This window comes from Streptomyces sp. NPDC040610 (assembly GCF_055594065.1).
Map to the genome: position 1 here is coordinate 219,868 of NZ_JBVIXA010000010.1, position 14,712 is coordinate 234,579.

The 14,712-nt window shown below is 72.2% G+C and carries 13 protein-coding genes and 1 pseudogene; 12 read left to right on the plus strand and 2 right to left on the minus strand.

Going from position 1 to position 14,712, the window contains the following annotated elements:
- Nucleotides 1-116 precede the first annotated feature (116 nt).
- The 9 genes and pseudogenes from ACZ6AA_RS30385 to ACZ6AA_RS30425 all read left to right on the plus strand — a co-directional run bounded on the left by ACZ6AA_RS30385 (nucleotide 117) and on the right by ACZ6AA_RS30425 (nucleotide 8,986).
- Nucleotides 117-1,988 (plus strand): sensor histidine kinase, encoded by a 1,872-nt coding sequence (locus ACZ6AA_RS30385; protein WP_471461245.1) that lies wholly within the window; start codon nucleotides 117-119, stop codon nucleotides 1,986-1,988.
- A complete protein-coding gene (locus ACZ6AA_RS30390; RefSeq protein WP_468461294.1) occupies nucleotides 1,981-2,697 on the plus strand; it encodes a response regulator in 717 nt (238 codons plus the stop codon). The genes ACZ6AA_RS30385 and ACZ6AA_RS30390 overlap by 8 nt, the downstream gene beginning before the upstream one ends.
- Before the next feature lie 552 nt (nucleotides 2,698-3,249).
- Nucleotides 3,250-3,651, plus strand: coding sequence for a 6-pyruvoyl trahydropterin synthase family protein (locus ACZ6AA_RS30395; protein WP_468461292.1), 402 nt, complete (start codon nucleotides 3,250-3,252; stop codon nucleotides 3,649-3,651).
- A 218-nt stretch (nucleotides 3,652-3,869) separates the two neighbouring features.
- Nucleotides 3,870-4,481: pseudogene (locus tag ACZ6AA_RS30400) on the plus strand (radical SAM protein); the annotation flags it as partial.
- Nucleotides 4,481-5,101 carry a GTP cyclohydrolase I gene (gene folE, locus ACZ6AA_RS30405; RefSeq protein WP_468461290.1) on the plus strand — a complete coding sequence of 207 codons (621 nt, stop codon included), beginning with the start codon at nucleotides 4,481-4,483 and terminating at the stop codon, nucleotides 5,099-5,101. The pseudogene ACZ6AA_RS30400 and the gene folE, both read left to right, overlap by 1 nt.
- Nucleotides 5,102-5,333: 232 nt before the next feature.
- Nucleotides 5,334-6,536 carry an IMP dehydrogenase gene (gene guaB / locus ACZ6AA_RS30410; RefSeq protein ID WP_471461249.1) on the plus strand — a complete coding sequence of 401 codons (1,203 nt, stop codon included), beginning with the start codon at nucleotides 5,334-5,336 and terminating at the stop codon, nucleotides 6,534-6,536.
- On the plus strand, nucleotides 6,533-7,117 hold the full coding sequence (locus ACZ6AA_RS30415) for a phosphoribosyltransferase (protein ID WP_468461286.1): 585 nt from the start codon (nucleotides 6,533-6,535) through the stop codon (nucleotides 7,115-7,117). Before guaB ends, ACZ6AA_RS30415 begins: the two co-directional genes overlap by 4 nt.
- Complete coding sequence (locus tag ACZ6AA_RS30420; protein WP_468483755.1) at nucleotides 7,114-8,409, plus strand: UbiD family decarboxylase; 1,296 nt, start codon at nucleotides 7,114-7,116, stop codon at nucleotides 8,407-8,409. The genes ACZ6AA_RS30415 and ACZ6AA_RS30420 overlap by 4 nt, the downstream gene beginning before the upstream one ends.
- A gap of 70 nt (nucleotides 8,410-8,479) precedes the next feature.
- Nucleotides 8,480-8,986 (plus strand): NUDIX domain-containing protein, encoded by a 507-nt coding sequence (locus tag ACZ6AA_RS30425; protein ID WP_471461253.1) that lies wholly within the window; start codon nucleotides 8,480-8,482, stop codon nucleotides 8,984-8,986.
- Here the strand turns inward: ACZ6AA_RS30425 and ACZ6AA_RS30430 are convergent.
- Nucleotides 8,973-9,908, minus strand: coding sequence for a carbohydrate kinase family protein (locus ACZ6AA_RS30430; RefSeq protein WP_471461255.1), 936 nt, complete (start codon nucleotides 9,906-9,908; stop codon nucleotides 8,973-8,975). The two genes, ACZ6AA_RS30425 and ACZ6AA_RS30430, sit on opposite strands and share 14 nt — an antisense overlap.
- Nucleotides 9,909-10,006: 98 nt before the next feature.
- On the opposite strand from ACZ6AA_RS30430, the gene ACZ6AA_RS30435 reads away from it, so the two are divergent.
- Nucleotides 10,007-11,320 (plus strand): MFS transporter, encoded by a 1,314-nt coding sequence (locus tag ACZ6AA_RS30435; protein WP_471461257.1) that lies wholly within the window; start codon nucleotides 10,007-10,009, stop codon nucleotides 11,318-11,320.
- A gap of 166 nt (nucleotides 11,321-11,486) precedes the next feature.
- Complete coding sequence (locus ACZ6AA_RS30440) at nucleotides 11,487-12,587, plus strand: hypothetical protein (RefSeq protein ID WP_471461260.1); 1,101 nt, start codon at nucleotides 11,487-11,489, stop codon at nucleotides 12,585-12,587.
- Nucleotides 12,588-12,649: 62 nt separating this feature from the next.
- On the opposite strand, the gene ACZ6AA_RS30445 is transcribed toward ACZ6AA_RS30440, so the two are convergent.
- Nucleotides 12,650-13,057: a RidA family protein gene (locus tag ACZ6AA_RS30445; RefSeq protein WP_468461274.1), complete on the minus strand. Its 408-nt coding sequence runs from the start codon at nucleotides 13,055-13,057 to the stop codon at nucleotides 12,650-12,652.
- A gap of 320 nt (nucleotides 13,058-13,377) precedes the next feature.
- Here ACZ6AA_RS30445 and ACZ6AA_RS30450 point away from each other — a divergent pair, with 320 nt between their 5' ends.
- The gene (locus ACZ6AA_RS30450; RefSeq protein ID WP_471461263.1) at nucleotides 13,378-14,628 is read left to right on the plus strand and encodes a lipase family protein; all 1,251 of its coding nucleotides are present in this window, start codon (nucleotides 13,378-13,380) and stop codon (nucleotides 14,626-14,628) included.
- The last annotated feature ends 84 nt before the right edge of the window (nucleotides 14,629-14,712 follow it).

Consider the following 14,712-nt stretch of genomic DNA (forward strand, 5'->3'; position numbering starts at 1 on the left):
CGCTTATCGGGACAACGCAGTTGGAGAACCGGTATGTTCTGCCCTGGGTCCTCGGATCCGTACTCCCGTGCTATTTCGCCGGTCTTTTCACCTGGTGGCACGCCCCGTCGAGCCCCGTGGCCCGCCGCCTCCTGCTGCTCGGTACCTGGCTGTCCGTCGCCATCGCCGTGCGCCACACCACGAACCTGATGATCCGTGAGCTCGGCTGGCACCTCCGCCCGAAGGTCGTCGGCCCGGTGCTGCCGCTCGACCTCGGCCTCCAGACCGCCCACGAGATGTGCAACCTCGCGGTGAGCATCCTCATCGTCCGCCTGCTCGCCCTGCTGCCCGACGGCCGCTACGCCTTCCGCTACGAACGCCACGTCCTGCGCGCCCTGTGGGCCCTGCTCGCCCTGCCGATCCTGCTGCCCCTGGCCGGAGTCCCGCAGCACATCGTCTACTACATCGTCTTCTACTACCCCGAGGCCTGGCTGCCCGGCATCGGCGCCGCCCTGCTCACCGTGCGCTGTCTGCGTGCCCGGGCCGCGGGACGCGCCGACATCGCCGCCCTGCTGCCCTGGGCCGCGCTCGGCGCCTTCGTCCTGCTGTCCCGGGCCGCCACCCGGCTGTTCCGCTCCTGGCAGGGCGAGCAGGGCATCTTCTTCTTCATCGGCGCGCTCCTCGGCGCCCTGCCCTACATCTCCATCTCCGTGACCCTCGTCTACGCCGCCTTCCGGCACCGGCTGCTCGGCGTCGACATCGTGCTGCGGCCCTCCGCGGTCTACGGCTCCCTGTGGTTCATCATCAACAGCTGGTACCTCGGCATGGCCCTCACCCTCGGGCTCACCGCCGGACTGTTCTTCCCCGTCGGCCTGGCCCTGCTGGTCGCCGTCGTCGCCACCGCCCTGTTCCGGCCCCTGCGCGACCGGCTCGACGCCCTCGTCGAGCGGCGCGTCTTCGGCAAGCGCCTGAGCAGGTTCGAACTCCTCGTCCAGTTCAGCACCACCCTGGAGCACGCCTACGACCTCGACCGGCTCGCCCCCCAGCTCGCCACCGGCCTGCGCGAGGGCCTCGGCCTGCGGTGGGTGCGGGTCCGCCTCGGCGGGCACGGCCTGCCCCTGTCCACCGCCGAGTCCGGCGAACGGCCCGCCGCGGCCCGGCCCGTCAAACAGTTCCCGCTCTTCTACGGCGACGACACCCTCGGCCTCATCGAGTACGGCCCAAGGACCGAGGGCCGCTCCACCCCCGAGGACCACGCCATCGGCGGCACCCTCGCCCGCTCCGCCGCCCTCGCCGTGCACAACGTCCGCCTCGCTGCCGAACTGTGCGCCCACGCCGACGAGATGCAGCGCCAGGCCGCCGAACTCGCCGCGTCCCGCGCCCGCATCGTGCACGCCCAGGACACCGAGCGCCGCCGCATCGAGCGCCGCCTCCACGACGGCATCCAGCAGGACCTCGTCGCCCTCGTCGCCAAACTCGCCCTCGCCCGCAACCGACTGCACCGCGGCGGCGGCATCGACAGCGCCCTCAACGAGATGCAGGACGACGCCTACCGCGTCATCGACGAACTCCGCGAACTCGCCCACGGCATCCACCCGCCGATCCTCACCGACCAGGGCCTCGTCGCCGCCGTCACCTCCTGCGCCCGCCGTATGCCCATCCCCGTCACCGTCCAGAGCGGGCAGTCCCTGGCCGGGGTGCGCTTCGCCCTCGACATCGAGGAGTCCGCCTTCTACCTGGTCTCCGAAGCCCTCACCAACGTCCTCAAGCACGCCTGCGCCGGACACGTCACCGTGTGCATCACCCGCGCCGACGGCCGCCTCCAGGTCGAGGTGACCGACGACGGCACGGGCTTCTCCGCCGCCACCACCCACGGCTCCGGCCTCACCGGCATGCGGGACCGCACCGAGGCCGTGGGCGGCGAACTCACCATCACCAGCCGCGCGGGCACCGGCACCGTCATCCGCGCCCGGCTCCCGGAACACATCAGGGAGGACACCCGTGCCTGAACCCAGGCCCGCGCCCGGCCCCCAGGGCCACGCACCGCTGCGCGTCGTCATCGCCGAGGACCACTACCTGGTGCGCGAGGGCACCCGCCGCCTCCTGGAGGACACCGGCGAGGCCGACGTCCTCGCCGCCGTCGGCACGGCCGCCGAGCTCCTCGACGCCGTCGCGCGGCTGCGCCCCGACGTCGTCGTCGCCGACATCCGGATGCCGCCCGGCCACCACACCGAGGGCATCACCGCCGCCCACGCCATCCGCGAGGCCCACCCCGGCATCGGAGTCGTCGTGCTCTCCCAGCACGCCAACGAGAACTACGCCTTCGACCTGTTCCGGCGCGGCACCGACGGCCTCGCCTACCTCCTCAAGGAGCGCATCGGCGAGGTCGACGAGCTCCTGCGCGCCCTGCACGAGGTCGCCGCCGGGCGCTCCGTCGTCGACCCGCGCATCGTGGAGGTCCTCATGGGCAGCCACGCCCGCGGCGCCGACGCGCCCCTGTCCCGCCTCACCCCCAGGGAGCTGGACGTCCTGCGGCACATGGCGGAGGGCAAGACCAACCGTGCCATCGCCGACTCCCTGCGCCTGTCCGAGTCGACCATCGAGAAGCACGTGAACTCCACCTTCGCCAAGCTCGGTCTCGCCGAAATACCGCAACTGCACCGCAGGGTCAGCGCCGTCCTCGCCTATCTGCGGCACGCGCCGCCGGGCCCGCCGTGAGCCCGGCCGCGAACACCTGGCGCACTTCGGCCGCACAGCGGGGCGTGCGCAGGAGCGCCCCCGAGTAGCGCTCTGCGCCGTTGAGCGCCGTGCGGCATCCGTCGGTGCGCGCCGTCCGCGCGCCCAATGCCCTCCTGTGCGACCGCGCAGGTTGTACGACGATGGTGTGCGCACACCGGCCGGTGCCGGACTGTGTCTGAGGCGGCGCGCGTTCCCTCGCGGACTCGGGAGGGGCACGCCTCGCGCCAGTTGTGCCAGTACGGGGCCAGGGGCGGCCCCGTGGCTCGGGGCGCCGACCACGTCGGTGCCTTTCCGCGGTGGTGAAACCCAAGGGGGAGGGTCAGCACCAGCCAATATCCGCATCGCCCCGCATCCGGCAGTGAGCCGCCGTCCGGCCTTTCCTCGCGGAGGCGAAGCGCGCTGTCGTCTCCGCTCCCCTTTTTTCCGACGCGGCAGTCGGACGCCGCCGCGGGACGCGCAGCGCAGCAGTGATGAAAAGTCCATCGGGCGTACCGCGGTGCGGTGCGCCCGGACGAGAGAAGGAGTGAGGGCTTGTTCTCCATCACGAAGGAATTCCATTTCTCGGCCAGTCACCAATTGGCCCACCTGCCTCCGGACCATCCCTGCGGGAGGATGCACGGACACAACTACATCGTGGTGCTCGAACTCTCCGCCGGAGCGGACGAGCTGACCGAGCCCGGCTTCGTACGCGATTACGGAGAACTCGGGCAGTTCAAGAAATGGCTCGACGAGACGCTGGACCACCGGCACCTCAACGACGCCGTCGGCGACCGGAATCCATCGGCGGAGAACATCGCCCTGTGGATCTACCAGACCTGGATCGACGACTTTCCGGAACTCACCGCCGTGCGGGTCTCCGAGACACCGAAGACATGGGCGACCTACCGGCCCGCGACGGCCGTCGGCGCGCGCACGGGCCATGCGGGCGGCTGACCGCCGGACACCGGACACCCCGGACACCCCGGACACGCCGGGTGCGGCGGGGAAGTCCGGCACTCGATCCGATGCGCCCCGCGCGGGCGTGAAGGGGGTGATGCCAATGTCGGTTCCGAACCTCGTGGTCAACGAGATCTTCGGACCCACCTAGCGCCGTCCAGGGCGAAGGGCCTTCCACGGGAAGGTCGTGCGCGTTCCTCAGGCTCGGCGGCTGCAATCTGACGTGCCGGTGGTGCGACACGCCGTACACCTGGGACTGGAAGGGCGAGTCGGACACCGGGATCGCCTACCGGGCGGCCGAGGAGCTGCATACGCTCGGCGCGGACGACGTGACGGAGCGACTGCTGGGGTTCGGCGTCGAGTTGATCGTCATCTCCGGCGGTGAGCCGCTCAGCCAGCAGGACCGGGTCCTTCCGACGGTCCGCGCGCTGCGGGCGCGCGGCATCGCCGTGGAATTCGAGACCAACGGCACCGTCATTCCCACCACCGCCTTGGTGGCGACCGGAGCGGGCTTCAACGTGTCGCCGAAGCTCGCCCACTCCGGAGTGGCCGAACACCGCCGCAAGGTCCCCGAGGCACTCAAGTGCTTCGCGGACCTCCCGAATGCGGCCTTCAAGTTCGTCTGCGGTGACCCGGGCGATCTCGAAGAAGTCGACACGTTCGTGAAGGAATTCGGTCTTCGTAATGTCTGGATCATGCCGATGGGGCAGACACCCGAGGAAATCGACCTCGGTATCCGCACCTTGGCGGACGCAGTGATCGCACGGAAATGGAACCTGTCCGGAAGACTGCACGTGAACATCTGGGGAAACAAACGGGGGGTCTGATGACCAGCAGCATCGAGGTACTGGCCGAAGAAGAGGTCCTGGCCGAGGAAGTGGCGCTGAGCGGCGAGGCGTCCGGTACGGATCCGTTGGAGGACGTCGCCCGCCGACTGCTCGTGGAGATCGGGGAGGACCCGCAGCGCGACGGACTGCGCGACACCCCCGGGCGGTTCGCGCGCTGGTGGCGCGAGTTCACCCAGCACGACCCGGGCTCCGTCGACACGGTCTTCGAGACCACGGCGAGCGGCAGCCTGGTCGCCGTGTCCGGGATCGACGTGTGGTCGCTCTGCGAGCACCACCTGCTGCCGTTCTCCTGCCGTGTCACCATCGGCTATCTGCCGCGCGAACACATCCTCGGGCTGAGCAAGTTCGCCCGTGTCGCGCACCAGCACGCGCACCGGCTCCAGTCCCAGGAGCAGCTGACGCAGGACATCGCCGACGACATCGAGAAGCTCACGGGCTCGCCCGACGTCGCGGTCATCGGCCGCGGCGAGCACCTGTGCATGGCCATGCGCGGCGTCCGCACCCCCGCCACGATGACCACGGCGGTGTGGCGCGGCGCCCTGAAGGACAGCGCCCTGCGCCAGGAGCTGACGGCCCTCACCGTCGACCACCGGCACTGACCGGGGCGACGGGACGCACGGGACACACGGGCCTGGCGGGCCTGGCGGGCCTGGCGGGATCGACCGGCCCGCCAGGCCCGTCAGCCCTGCCGGAACCGGCGAGTCGGACGAGACCGGAGAGTCCGGCGAGTCCGGAGACCAGCGAGCACAGCAAGAGCAACGAGACCAGCGAGTCCGACGAGTCCGACGAGTCCGACGAACCCAGCGAGACCGAAGAGAGGGGACCGCATCCATGCGCATCACCGACCCGCCGCGGACCGGCCTGAGCTTCGACGACGTCCTGTTGGTGCCCCAGCGCACCGCGCTGACTAGCAGACGCCAGGCCGACCCGACGACGGAACTCCTCCCGGGCCTGCGCCTGCGCCTGCCCGTGATCTCCGCCAACACCCAGTGGTGCACGGGCGACCGGATGGCGCGCGCCATGGCCCTGCGGGGCGGCGTCGGCATCCTGCACCGCATGCAGACCGTGGCGCAGCAGGCCCAGCAGCTCGACGCGGTCAAGTCCACGCAGTTCGGCGCCGGAAACACCGGGAGCAACGGGAGCACCGAGAACGCCGAGACCGCCGAGGACCGGGACCGGGCGACCCTGGACGCCGACGGGCGCCTGGTCGTCGGCGCCGCGGTCGGCGTCACGGGGGACTGGCGGGAACGCGCCCGCGCCCTGGCCGCGCTCGGCGTCGACATCCTCCTGGTCGACGTGGCGCACGGCCACAGCGACCAGGTCATCGACACCGTGCGGGAACTGGCCGCGGCCTACCCCCGGATCCCGCTCATCGCGGGCAACGTGGCCACCGCCGCGGGTGTGCGCGACCTCGCGGCGGCGGGCGCCCAGGCGGTGAAGGTCGGCATCGGTCCCGGGGGCGTCTGTACGACGCGGCTCGTCGCCGGGACCGGCGTGCCGCAGCTGACGGCGGTGCTCGACTGCGCCGAGGCGGCGGCCGGGGCGGGCGTGCGGATCATCGCCGACGGCGGCATCCGGCAGGCCGGTGACCTGGCCAAGGCCCTGGCCGCGGGCGCGCACGCCGTCATGCTGGGCTCCGCGCTCGCGGGCGCCGACGAGAGCGCCGCCACGCCTGTGGAGCGGGACGGCCGGGCGTACCGCGTCAGCAACGGCTTCGTCTCGCTCGGCATGGAGCTGACGCTGCGCCGGGCGAACGGCGGCAAGGTCACCCAGGAGGAGATCGACGACTACGTCCCCGAGGGCGTGGAGGCCACCTTCCCCGCCTCCGGCCCGCTGGCCACGACGCTGCGTCAGCTCGTCGGCGGCGTGCAGTCGGCGATGAGCTACTCCGGGGCGCCCGACCTGGAAACCTTCCGCGAGAAGGCCGAGTTCATCCGCGTCACCGGCGCGGGCCGCGCGGAGAATGGGCCGCACGCCCGGGAGCGCTCGGTGCAGATCGATGTCGACCACGTAGCGGAGGCCGTACGGACATGACGGACATCCCCCTCGCACAAGAGTCACGAGAACCGGCCGCGGCGCCCGCCATGTGGTCGCGGCAGGGCCCCTACCTCCTGGACTGGGCCTCCTTCGGCACCCTGGTCGACGACCTCGTCGACCAGGTGCGCGCCGACGGCTTCGTGCCCGACGCGGTGCTCGCGCTCGCCCGCGGCGGCCTCACCCCCGCCGGGCACCTCACGTGCGCCCTCGACGTGCCCGTGACACACGTCGTGCGCGTCCGGCGCACGGCCGACGACAGCCGGTACGCCACGAAGAACCCGCCCGTCATCGACAGCGCGGCCCCGCTGCCGCTCGGCCCGGGCCAACGGGTCCTGGTCGTCGACGACATCGTCGGCACCGGCGAGACGGCCACGGTGATCCTCGACCATCTGGCGGCCGCGGGCATCGCGGCGGACGACGTCAGGTTCGCCGCGGTCGTCCGCAACCACCGCAGCGCCTACGTGCCCGAGTACTGCGCCGCCGTCATCGACGACTGGATCGTCTTCCCCTGGGAGACGGCCCGCGAGTCCGTCGCCGACTGCCGCCCGTTCCCGGCCGAACTGCGGGTGCGCGCATGAGCGCGGACACGACCGGACAGAGTCGGAGCCCGCATGCCGAGGGCAGATACCCGGGCAGCGGCCTCACGCGCGTCGTCTGCGCCGCCGAGGTCGGCCTGCCCGGCTGCTACGACGCCGTCGATCTGTACACGTACGACGCTCCGGTCAGCACCCGCGTCGAAGCGGCCCGCACCGTCGCCGACATCGAGCGGACGCACGGCTCCCGGCCCACGGTGGTGTTCACCGACCTCACCGAGCGGCCGGGGGCGCGCGTGCTGTGCCACCCCTATCCACGGGACGTCCTGCTCGCGGCGCTCACCACCTCCGAGGAGAAGCATCTGCCGGAGATGGCCGACCGGCTGGCGCGGCCGGTGCCCACCGCGCCCGTGCCCGGCCAGGGCGTCGTGGTCCGGCGGGACGTGCCGGGCCTGATGGCCGAACTGCCGCTGCTCCAGCACCGCCCCGGTGACGCCGGTCCCTACCTCACCGCGGGGGTCGGCGTGACGACCCGTCCGGACGGCAGCGGCGTCAACATGGGGTTCTACCGCGCCCAGGTGGTGGGCCCCGACCGGGCACGGATCTTCCTCGACCCGCGCACCGACGGACACCGCAACCTGCGGGAGTGGCTGGCGGCCGGCCGCCCCATGCCGATCTCGATCTTCCTCGGCGCGGACCCGGCGGTCACCGTCGTCGCGGCGTCCCGCCTCCCCGCCGAGGGCGACGACTACGAAATCGCCTCGCGGCTGCTCGGCCACCGCATCGCCACCTCGGGCAGCCCGCCGGTGCCGGACGACGCGACCCACGTCATCACCGGCCTCGTCCACGAGGAGGACGAAGTCGAGGGCCCCTTCGGGGAGTTCAAGGGGTACTACGCGGAGGCCCGCCGCAGCAACGTCCTCACCGTGACCGGTGTCTCGGCCACACCGGGGGCGCCGATGCCGACGATCGTGGCGGGCGCCGAGTCGGGGCTCACCCTGATGAGCTTCCAGAACGAGTACCTGATGTACGCGCACCTGCGCGGGGCGGGCCACCCGATCAGGTCCGTCCGCTACAGCCTCAGGGCCCGGGGCGAGTTCGTCGCGTACATCGAGTGCGACGAACCGAGCGCGGAACTGGTGCGGGAGGCGATGGCCTTCGACGTCCGCTCGAAGGTGGTCATCTGCGGCCCGGACCTTTCCAACCCCGGCCAGGCGCTTGCGACCTATGGTTTCACCACACGCACCGAGCCCTACTACCGCAAGGGCAGGGTGGAGGGGCAACGTATAGGTCTGGCCCTGGTCATCCCGCCCGAGGGCCGACCGACCGAGTACTGACCTACCGAGTGCCGACCGGGCCGGTACTGACCGAACGTTCGACGACGACGGAACGAGGACGCAGAGCACGATGAGTCGATTCGCAGAGGCGCTGCCCGCCGCGCTGCTCGTGGTTCCCGGCCCCGGTGGGACCGTGACGTTCATCCACCAGCTGAAGGGCCCGTACGCCGGCAGCTGGCTGCTGCCCGGTGGTGGCATCGAGCGCGGGGAGGCCGCGGAGGCCGCCGCGCTGCGGGAGGCCCGTGAGGAGACCGGCATCGCGGTGGAGTCCTGCTCCCTCTTCGCCGTCTACGAGTTCACCGGCAAGTGGGCGGAGGGCGACTACCACCTGCTGATGTTCGCCTGCCTCGCCGACCGGGCGTACGAGCTGCCCGCGGGCTACGAGGGCCACAACGTGGGGGAGACCAGGCAGGCGCGGCTCGGGGACATCGCGATGCACTCCACGGACTACCAGATCCTCACCGACGCCGGTCTCGCCGCGTACGACGACGAGACCATCGCGCGGGGGCTCGCCGCGGACGGCATCACGATGCGCGCCCACCGGGTGGGCTCCACCAAGCGGTTCATCGCGCCTTGAGAACCGCGGCGGCCGACACGGCACGGCAGGTGCTCTGCCGGCACCCGATGGTCACCCGGGCCGCCCGCAGCCCCTGGGCGAGGGCGGCCCGGGGGCTCGCGCCGGTGCTGAGGCCGAGCACGAAGGCGGACGCGAGCGCGTCCCCCGCGCCCGTGTCGTCCGCGCAGGCGCCCTGCTCGGCGGGCAGGAACAGGACCTCGTCGTACTCCTCGCACGCCACGGCGGCCCCGGCGGCGCCCGAGGTGACGACGACCACGCGGGGGCCCAGATGACGCAGCCGCGCGGCCTGTTCGGCGGGCGTCCCGGCCCGGCACAGGAGGTGCAGGGCCTCGCGCGCGTTCAGGAGCAGGACGTCGTACAGCGGGAGCAGGTGGGCGCGCGGGCCGAAGTCGGCCTGGCGCGTGGGCATGCAGCACATGAGGGTGCCGTGCCGTCGGGCCTGCCGGGACGTCCAGGCCAGCAGCTCCTCGTCGAGGCCGCCCTCGGCGACGACCGCCCGGGCGCGGGCGATGCGGGCGTCGAGGGCGGTGCCGCGCAGGGCGGTGGCCGCCGCGGGGTCGGGCAGGGCGATGCGCGAGGTGATCTGGCGGCGCAGGCCGTCCAGGGTGACGTCGAACCGTCCGACGCCGCCGGTGGTGCGCAGCACCTGGAGCCGGACTCCGAGTTGTGTCAGCTCGTCCTCCAACGCCTCGGCGTCCGGGCCGAATCCGGACAGGCCCACAAAGGCCGGCCGCGCCCCCAGCCTGGCCAGATTGACCGCGACATTGCGGCCGACCCCGCCGTGGTGGCGCTCCACGCTCCAGACCGCCTGCGTCCTGCCGCCCGCAGCCGAGGTGTGGGTTCCGGCGCTGAAGTACTTGCGGTCCATCACGAGCGAGCCCATGACGACGATGTCGCTGAGGTCGTCGCGTCGATCACCCACTGGATCGTGCCCCCGAATACGCACTGGATCGTGCCCCCCGAAAGAAGTCGTGCCGCCCAGGTCATTCGTGTCCCCGGACCCAGAGGAAACCCCACGTCGTGGAAGAGAAGGCTGAGAAAGCCGCACGGAGCCACGGAGTTGACGCGCCTTCGGACGCCGCCGAGGCATCCGGTTTTTGGTGGAAGTTCTGGCTGATCTATCTCGCGGGCGTCACCGCGGCCACCAGTATGGGAAAGATTACGCCGGTTTTTGTGGAAATGCGAGAGGAGTTGTCGCTCTCTCTCAGCCAAGTGGCGCTCATCGCCTCCCTGGTGACGGCCGTCGCCGCCGTACTGGGTCTGCTCGTCAGCTATCTGCTGCGTCCCTACGACCCGCGCCGGATGCTCGTGGGCGGCCTGGTCGTCATGGGCGTCGCGGGCCTCTTCTGTGCCCACACCGCGAGCTTCGGCGCGCTGTTCGGCGGTCGGCTGCTGGAGAGCGTCGGCTACGTGATCGTGGTGATCGTCGCGCCGGTCCTGCTCTTCGGCCTGGGCAGCGGCAGTCGGCTGACGTCCGCGCTCGCCATCTGGGGCACGTTCATGCCGGTGGGCCTCGCGGTCGGCTCGTTCGCGGGCGGTGTCCTGTCCACGTGGTTCGACTGGCAGGGCTGGCTGACGATCGCGGGGGCCGTGACGCTCGTGGTCGCGGTCGCGACGACGCGGCTGCCCGTGGACATCGCCCACCACCGCCCGGCGCCCGCGCGCGCCGCACGCCTCGGGCGCGGGGGAGGTGCGGCGGGGCACCCCCGGGACCTGCGCCGTCGGGCGCGCAGGCTGGCGCGCCCCATCGCGCTGGGCGCGGGCTTCGCCACGATCAGCGGCGCGATCGTCACCTGCGTCACCCTCTACCCCACGTATCTGCACGAGGAGTTCGACGTCCCCACCGAGACCGCCGGAACGCTCACCGGCATCGTCTCCTTCGTCGGCGTCGCCGGTGGCTTCCTGGCCAGCGCCCTGCTGCGCCGGGGCAAGGACGTGAAGCACCTGTTCCTCGTCGCCCTGCTGATGCCGGTCGGGGCGCTCGTCGCCTTCGGCGGGGTGGGCGGCACCTGGGGTTCCGTGAGCAGCGCCCTGGTGGTCGCGCTCAGCAACGAACTGGTCGTGGCGTCGGTCTTCGCGGCCATCCCCCTCGCCGTGCGCGCCACCTCCGACATGGACGCCGCGAACGGCCTGGTCGCCCAGCTCGGCAGCATCGGCGCGCTCGCCGCCCCGCCCCTGGTCGGCCTCGCCGTCACCGTGGCGGACGGCTGGTGGGCGGTCGGCCCCTGCCTGCTCGTGGGGACCGGTGCGGGGACGGTGCTGCTGCGTCTCGCGACGCGCGGGGGACGGGAGGAAGGGCGCAGGGAGGAGGAGAAGGTGGCGGAGTCGTCGTAGGCCCCCGGGCCGACGAGCCACCAATTCGGTGCTCCCGCGCCGGATTTGTCACACGCGTGGCTAGCCCTGCGCGTTCCCCTCGTCGACGGTGGTCCCTCCTGTGCGCGTGGAAGGACTCGGCCGTGAGAGGGGTTCAACCGTGAGACGTAGGCGTTTTGTGGCAGGGATGACCGGGGCGCTGTCGGGGATCGCACTCGGCACGGACCCGGTGCGGGCCGCCACGTCGGCCTCGCGCGCGCCGGGCTGGCAACCCGTACCGGCCCCCGGCAGCACCCCGGCCGCCCAACTGCGCCGCATCGCCGCCGCCGACGCCCGGCTGGCCTGGGCCGTGGGCGAGGAGAACCTGGCCGGACCCTCGCGCGGCCGTGCCCTCGCCATGGTGTGGAACGGGAGCGCCTGGGCGAAGACCGACCTGGCGCACCTGGCGCACAGCCGGCTGAGCGACGTCTCCGGTACGTCCGCGACCGCGGCGTGGAGTGTCGGCATGCCCACCGGGACGGCGAGTCCGCTGCTGCGGTGGGACGGGACCACCTGGCGTACGGCCGCGTTCCCGGGGCAGGGCGAGCCGGGCGTCCGTCTGGAGGGGGTCGCGGTCGGCGCCGACCGGCAGGTGTGGATCTGCGGCGCCCGGGGCGGCGCGGCCCGGCTGCTGCACGGGGACGGGCGGCAGTGGCGGTGGCTGGACCCGCTGCCGGTCGCGAGCGCGAATCTGTACCGGGTCGTCGTCGCCGCGTCGGGCGAGGTGTGGGTGAGCGGTGACCAGGCGTCCGGTGGCGGCTGGGCGGGGCTCGTCGCCCGCTGGAACGGGGCGTGGACGGTCCTGCCTCCGGTCACGGGCGCCCGGCTCAGCGTCAGCGACCTGCACCCCACCGCCCCGGACGACGTCTGGGCGGTCGGCACCGACGCGGGCGTCGGCGGCCCGCCCGGCCGCCCGGGCAACCCGGCCCTGAGCCACTGGGACGGCACGGCATGGACGCGCGTACCACCGGGCTTCACCGTCGGCGCGCTGTCCGGCATCGCCGCCGACGGCGAGGGCCGCGCCGCATGGATTTCGGGCTGGAACTACCAGGACCAGAGCCGCACCACCTACCTGCGCCGGGACGGCGACACCTGGACCGTGGTGCGCGGCCCCGCCGGACCGGCCCCGGCGCCCTACCTCAACGACATCGTCCCCATCCCCGGCACCACGGGCTACTGGTCGGCGGGGATGACGAGGCCCGTCCCGGCCCCGCCGACCGAGGCCTACACGGAACGCTTCGAAGCCTGAGGCGGACAGGGAACGCTTCGAGGCCTGAGGCGGACACGGAACGCCTCGACGCCCGAGGCGGCTCAGTCGACGACCGCGGTGGCTTCCAGCTCGACCAGATGATCGGGTACGTCCAGTGCCGCGACGCCGAGCAGCGTGGCCGGAGGCACGGGCGTGCTCCCCAGCTTCGCGGCCGCCCGGGAGATCCCCTCCAGGAGCTGCGGCATCTTGTCGGGACTCCAGGCGACGACGTACACGGTCAGCTTCGCCACATCGGCGAAGGAAGCGCCGACTTCGGCGAGCGCGGTGGCGACGTTGAGGTAGCACTGCTCGACCTGGGCGGCGAGGTCGTCCGCGCCGACGGTGACTCCGTCGGCGTCCCAGGAGACCTGCCCGGCGAGGAACACGAGCTTCGACCCGGTCGCGATCGACACGTGCCGGTACGCGTCGATCTCGGGCAATCCGCCGGGGTTGACCAGGGTGATGGCCATGCTGTCCGCCTCCTTGCGATGAGCACCCGTGAGGCCGCGCGCTGCCGCCCGGACCAGAGCACTCTCGGTTTCCTGTGGTTACTCGGGAACGCTAGGAGAGCCCGCGCCGACCTGGAAGAACGCACTTTTCGGTGACTGGGGAACCTGGAGGTGACCCAGCAGCTCAGCGGCACGACCACGCCAGGAGCCGCGGGCACCGTGGGGCCAACCCCCGTACTCCGTACGGGCATACCCCCCTTACCTTGCAGTGGCAAACCCCCTCGGCAATGCGGTGGATCACCCCAGTGCGGCCGGGGTGCCGGGAGCGGCAGAGTCCAGTCATGACCTTCACACGCTTAAGCGGAAGACTCTCGACGTCCGGCGCGCTCGCCCTGGTGTGCGCCGCGACCGTACTGGCGGGCACCGGGCACGCGGACAGCCGCGATGCCCCCGCACCCACCACCCGGGCCACCCACCCGCAGCAGGCCGCCGCGCGCGGCTCGGTGGTCTCCGTGACTCCCGTGCTGGATCTGAACGCCGAGCAGGTCGCGGCCCGTCTCCAGAAGGCCGGAATCGACGGGGAACAGGTGCGCCACGGGGTGCGGGCGTACCGGATCGTGTACCGCACGGTCGACACCCAGGGCCGTCCCACCACGGCCAGCGAACTGGTCGCGGTGCCCAGGAACGGCGACCGCTCCCTGCGGGTCGTGTCCTGGCTGCACGGCACCGAGGTGTTCCGGGGCGAGGTGGCCTCGGTCAACGACGAGTCGACGGACCGGGACACGGCGCTGCTGTTCGCCTCGACCGGCCTCGCGGTGTCCGCCCCGGACTACCTCGGCCTGGGGGAGGGCCCCGGATCCCACCCCTACGGCCACCCGAGGGCGACCGTCACCGCGCCGCTCGACGGGCTGCGGGCGGCGCGCGCCTTCGTCCGACGCGACGGCCGCGACCTCGACCGGCGCGTCCTCATCAGCGGCTTCTCCCAGGGCGGGCCCGCCACGATGATGCTGGGGCGGGCCCTTCAACAGGGCATCGACCCGTACTTCCGCCTCGGCGCCCTCGCGCCGATCGCGGGCCCGTTCGACCTGACCGGTTTCGAGGCCGCGGCGGCGGACGACGGGATCGCCCGTTCCTCGCTCTACCTCGCGTACTTCGCGACCGCGTGGAACCGCATGTACGGCCTGTACGCCACGCCGAAGGACGCCTTCCGCGCCCCGTACGACAAGACGATCGAGTCGCTCTTCGACGGCAACCACAGCGGGGCGGAGATCGCGGCCGTGCTGCCGAAGACGTCGAAGGAACTGTTCACCGCGGACTTCCTCGACAAGATCCGCAATCCCACGGGTGAACTCCGGCGCAACCTGAGGGTCCTGGACACCACGTGCGACTGGCGTCCCCAAGTCCCCGTCCACCTCTTCCACTCCGAGGCCGACGAGGACGTGCCCTTCAAGAACTCCGAGCACTGCGCGCGCCAACTGGCCGCCAACGGCGCCGCGCACAAGCTCAGCAAGGTCGACGAGGCCGACAGCCACAGCACGACGGTCGTCAAGGCGCTGCCGGAGGTGGTACGCGAGTTCAACGCCGTCCGCTGATCCCTGCGCGCGTCCCTCCCGGCCCACCACGAACCATCCGGTTCGGACACGCAGCCGCACAAGAGTTTGCCCATTCGCTCGTCG

Excerpts from the sequence above, each read along its gene's own strand:
- ACZ6AA_RS30420 (WP_468483755.1), top strand. The coding sequence starts at position 7,114 with ATGAGCGCGGACACGACCGGACAGAGTCGGAGCCCGCATGCCGAGGGC.
- ACZ6AA_RS30445 (WP_468461274.1), bottom strand. The coding sequence starts at position 13,057 with ATGGCCATCACCCTGGTCAACCCCGGCGGATTGCCCGAGATCGACGCG.
- ACZ6AA_RS30415 (WP_468461286.1), top strand. The coding sequence starts at position 6,533 with ATGACGGACATCCCCCTCGCACAAGAGTCACGAGAACCGGCCGCGGCG.
- ACZ6AA_RS30450 (WP_471461263.1), top strand. The coding sequence starts at position 13,378 with ATGACCTTCACACGCTTAAGCGGAAGACTCTCGACGTCCGGCGCGCTC.
- guaB (WP_471461249.1), top strand. The coding sequence starts at position 5,334 with ATGCGCATCACCGACCCGCCGCGGACCGGCCTGAGCTTCGACGACGTC.
- folE (WP_468461290.1), top strand. The coding sequence starts at position 4,481 with ATGACCAGCAGCATCGAGGTACTGGCCGAAGAAGAGGTCCTGGCCGAG.
- ACZ6AA_RS30440 (WP_471461260.1), top strand. The coding sequence starts at position 11,487 with ATGACCGGGGCGCTGTCGGGGATCGCACTCGGCACGGACCCGGTGCGG.
- ACZ6AA_RS30425 (WP_471461253.1), top strand. The coding sequence starts at position 8,480 with ATGAGTCGATTCGCAGAGGCGCTGCCCGCCGCGCTGCTCGTGGTTCCC.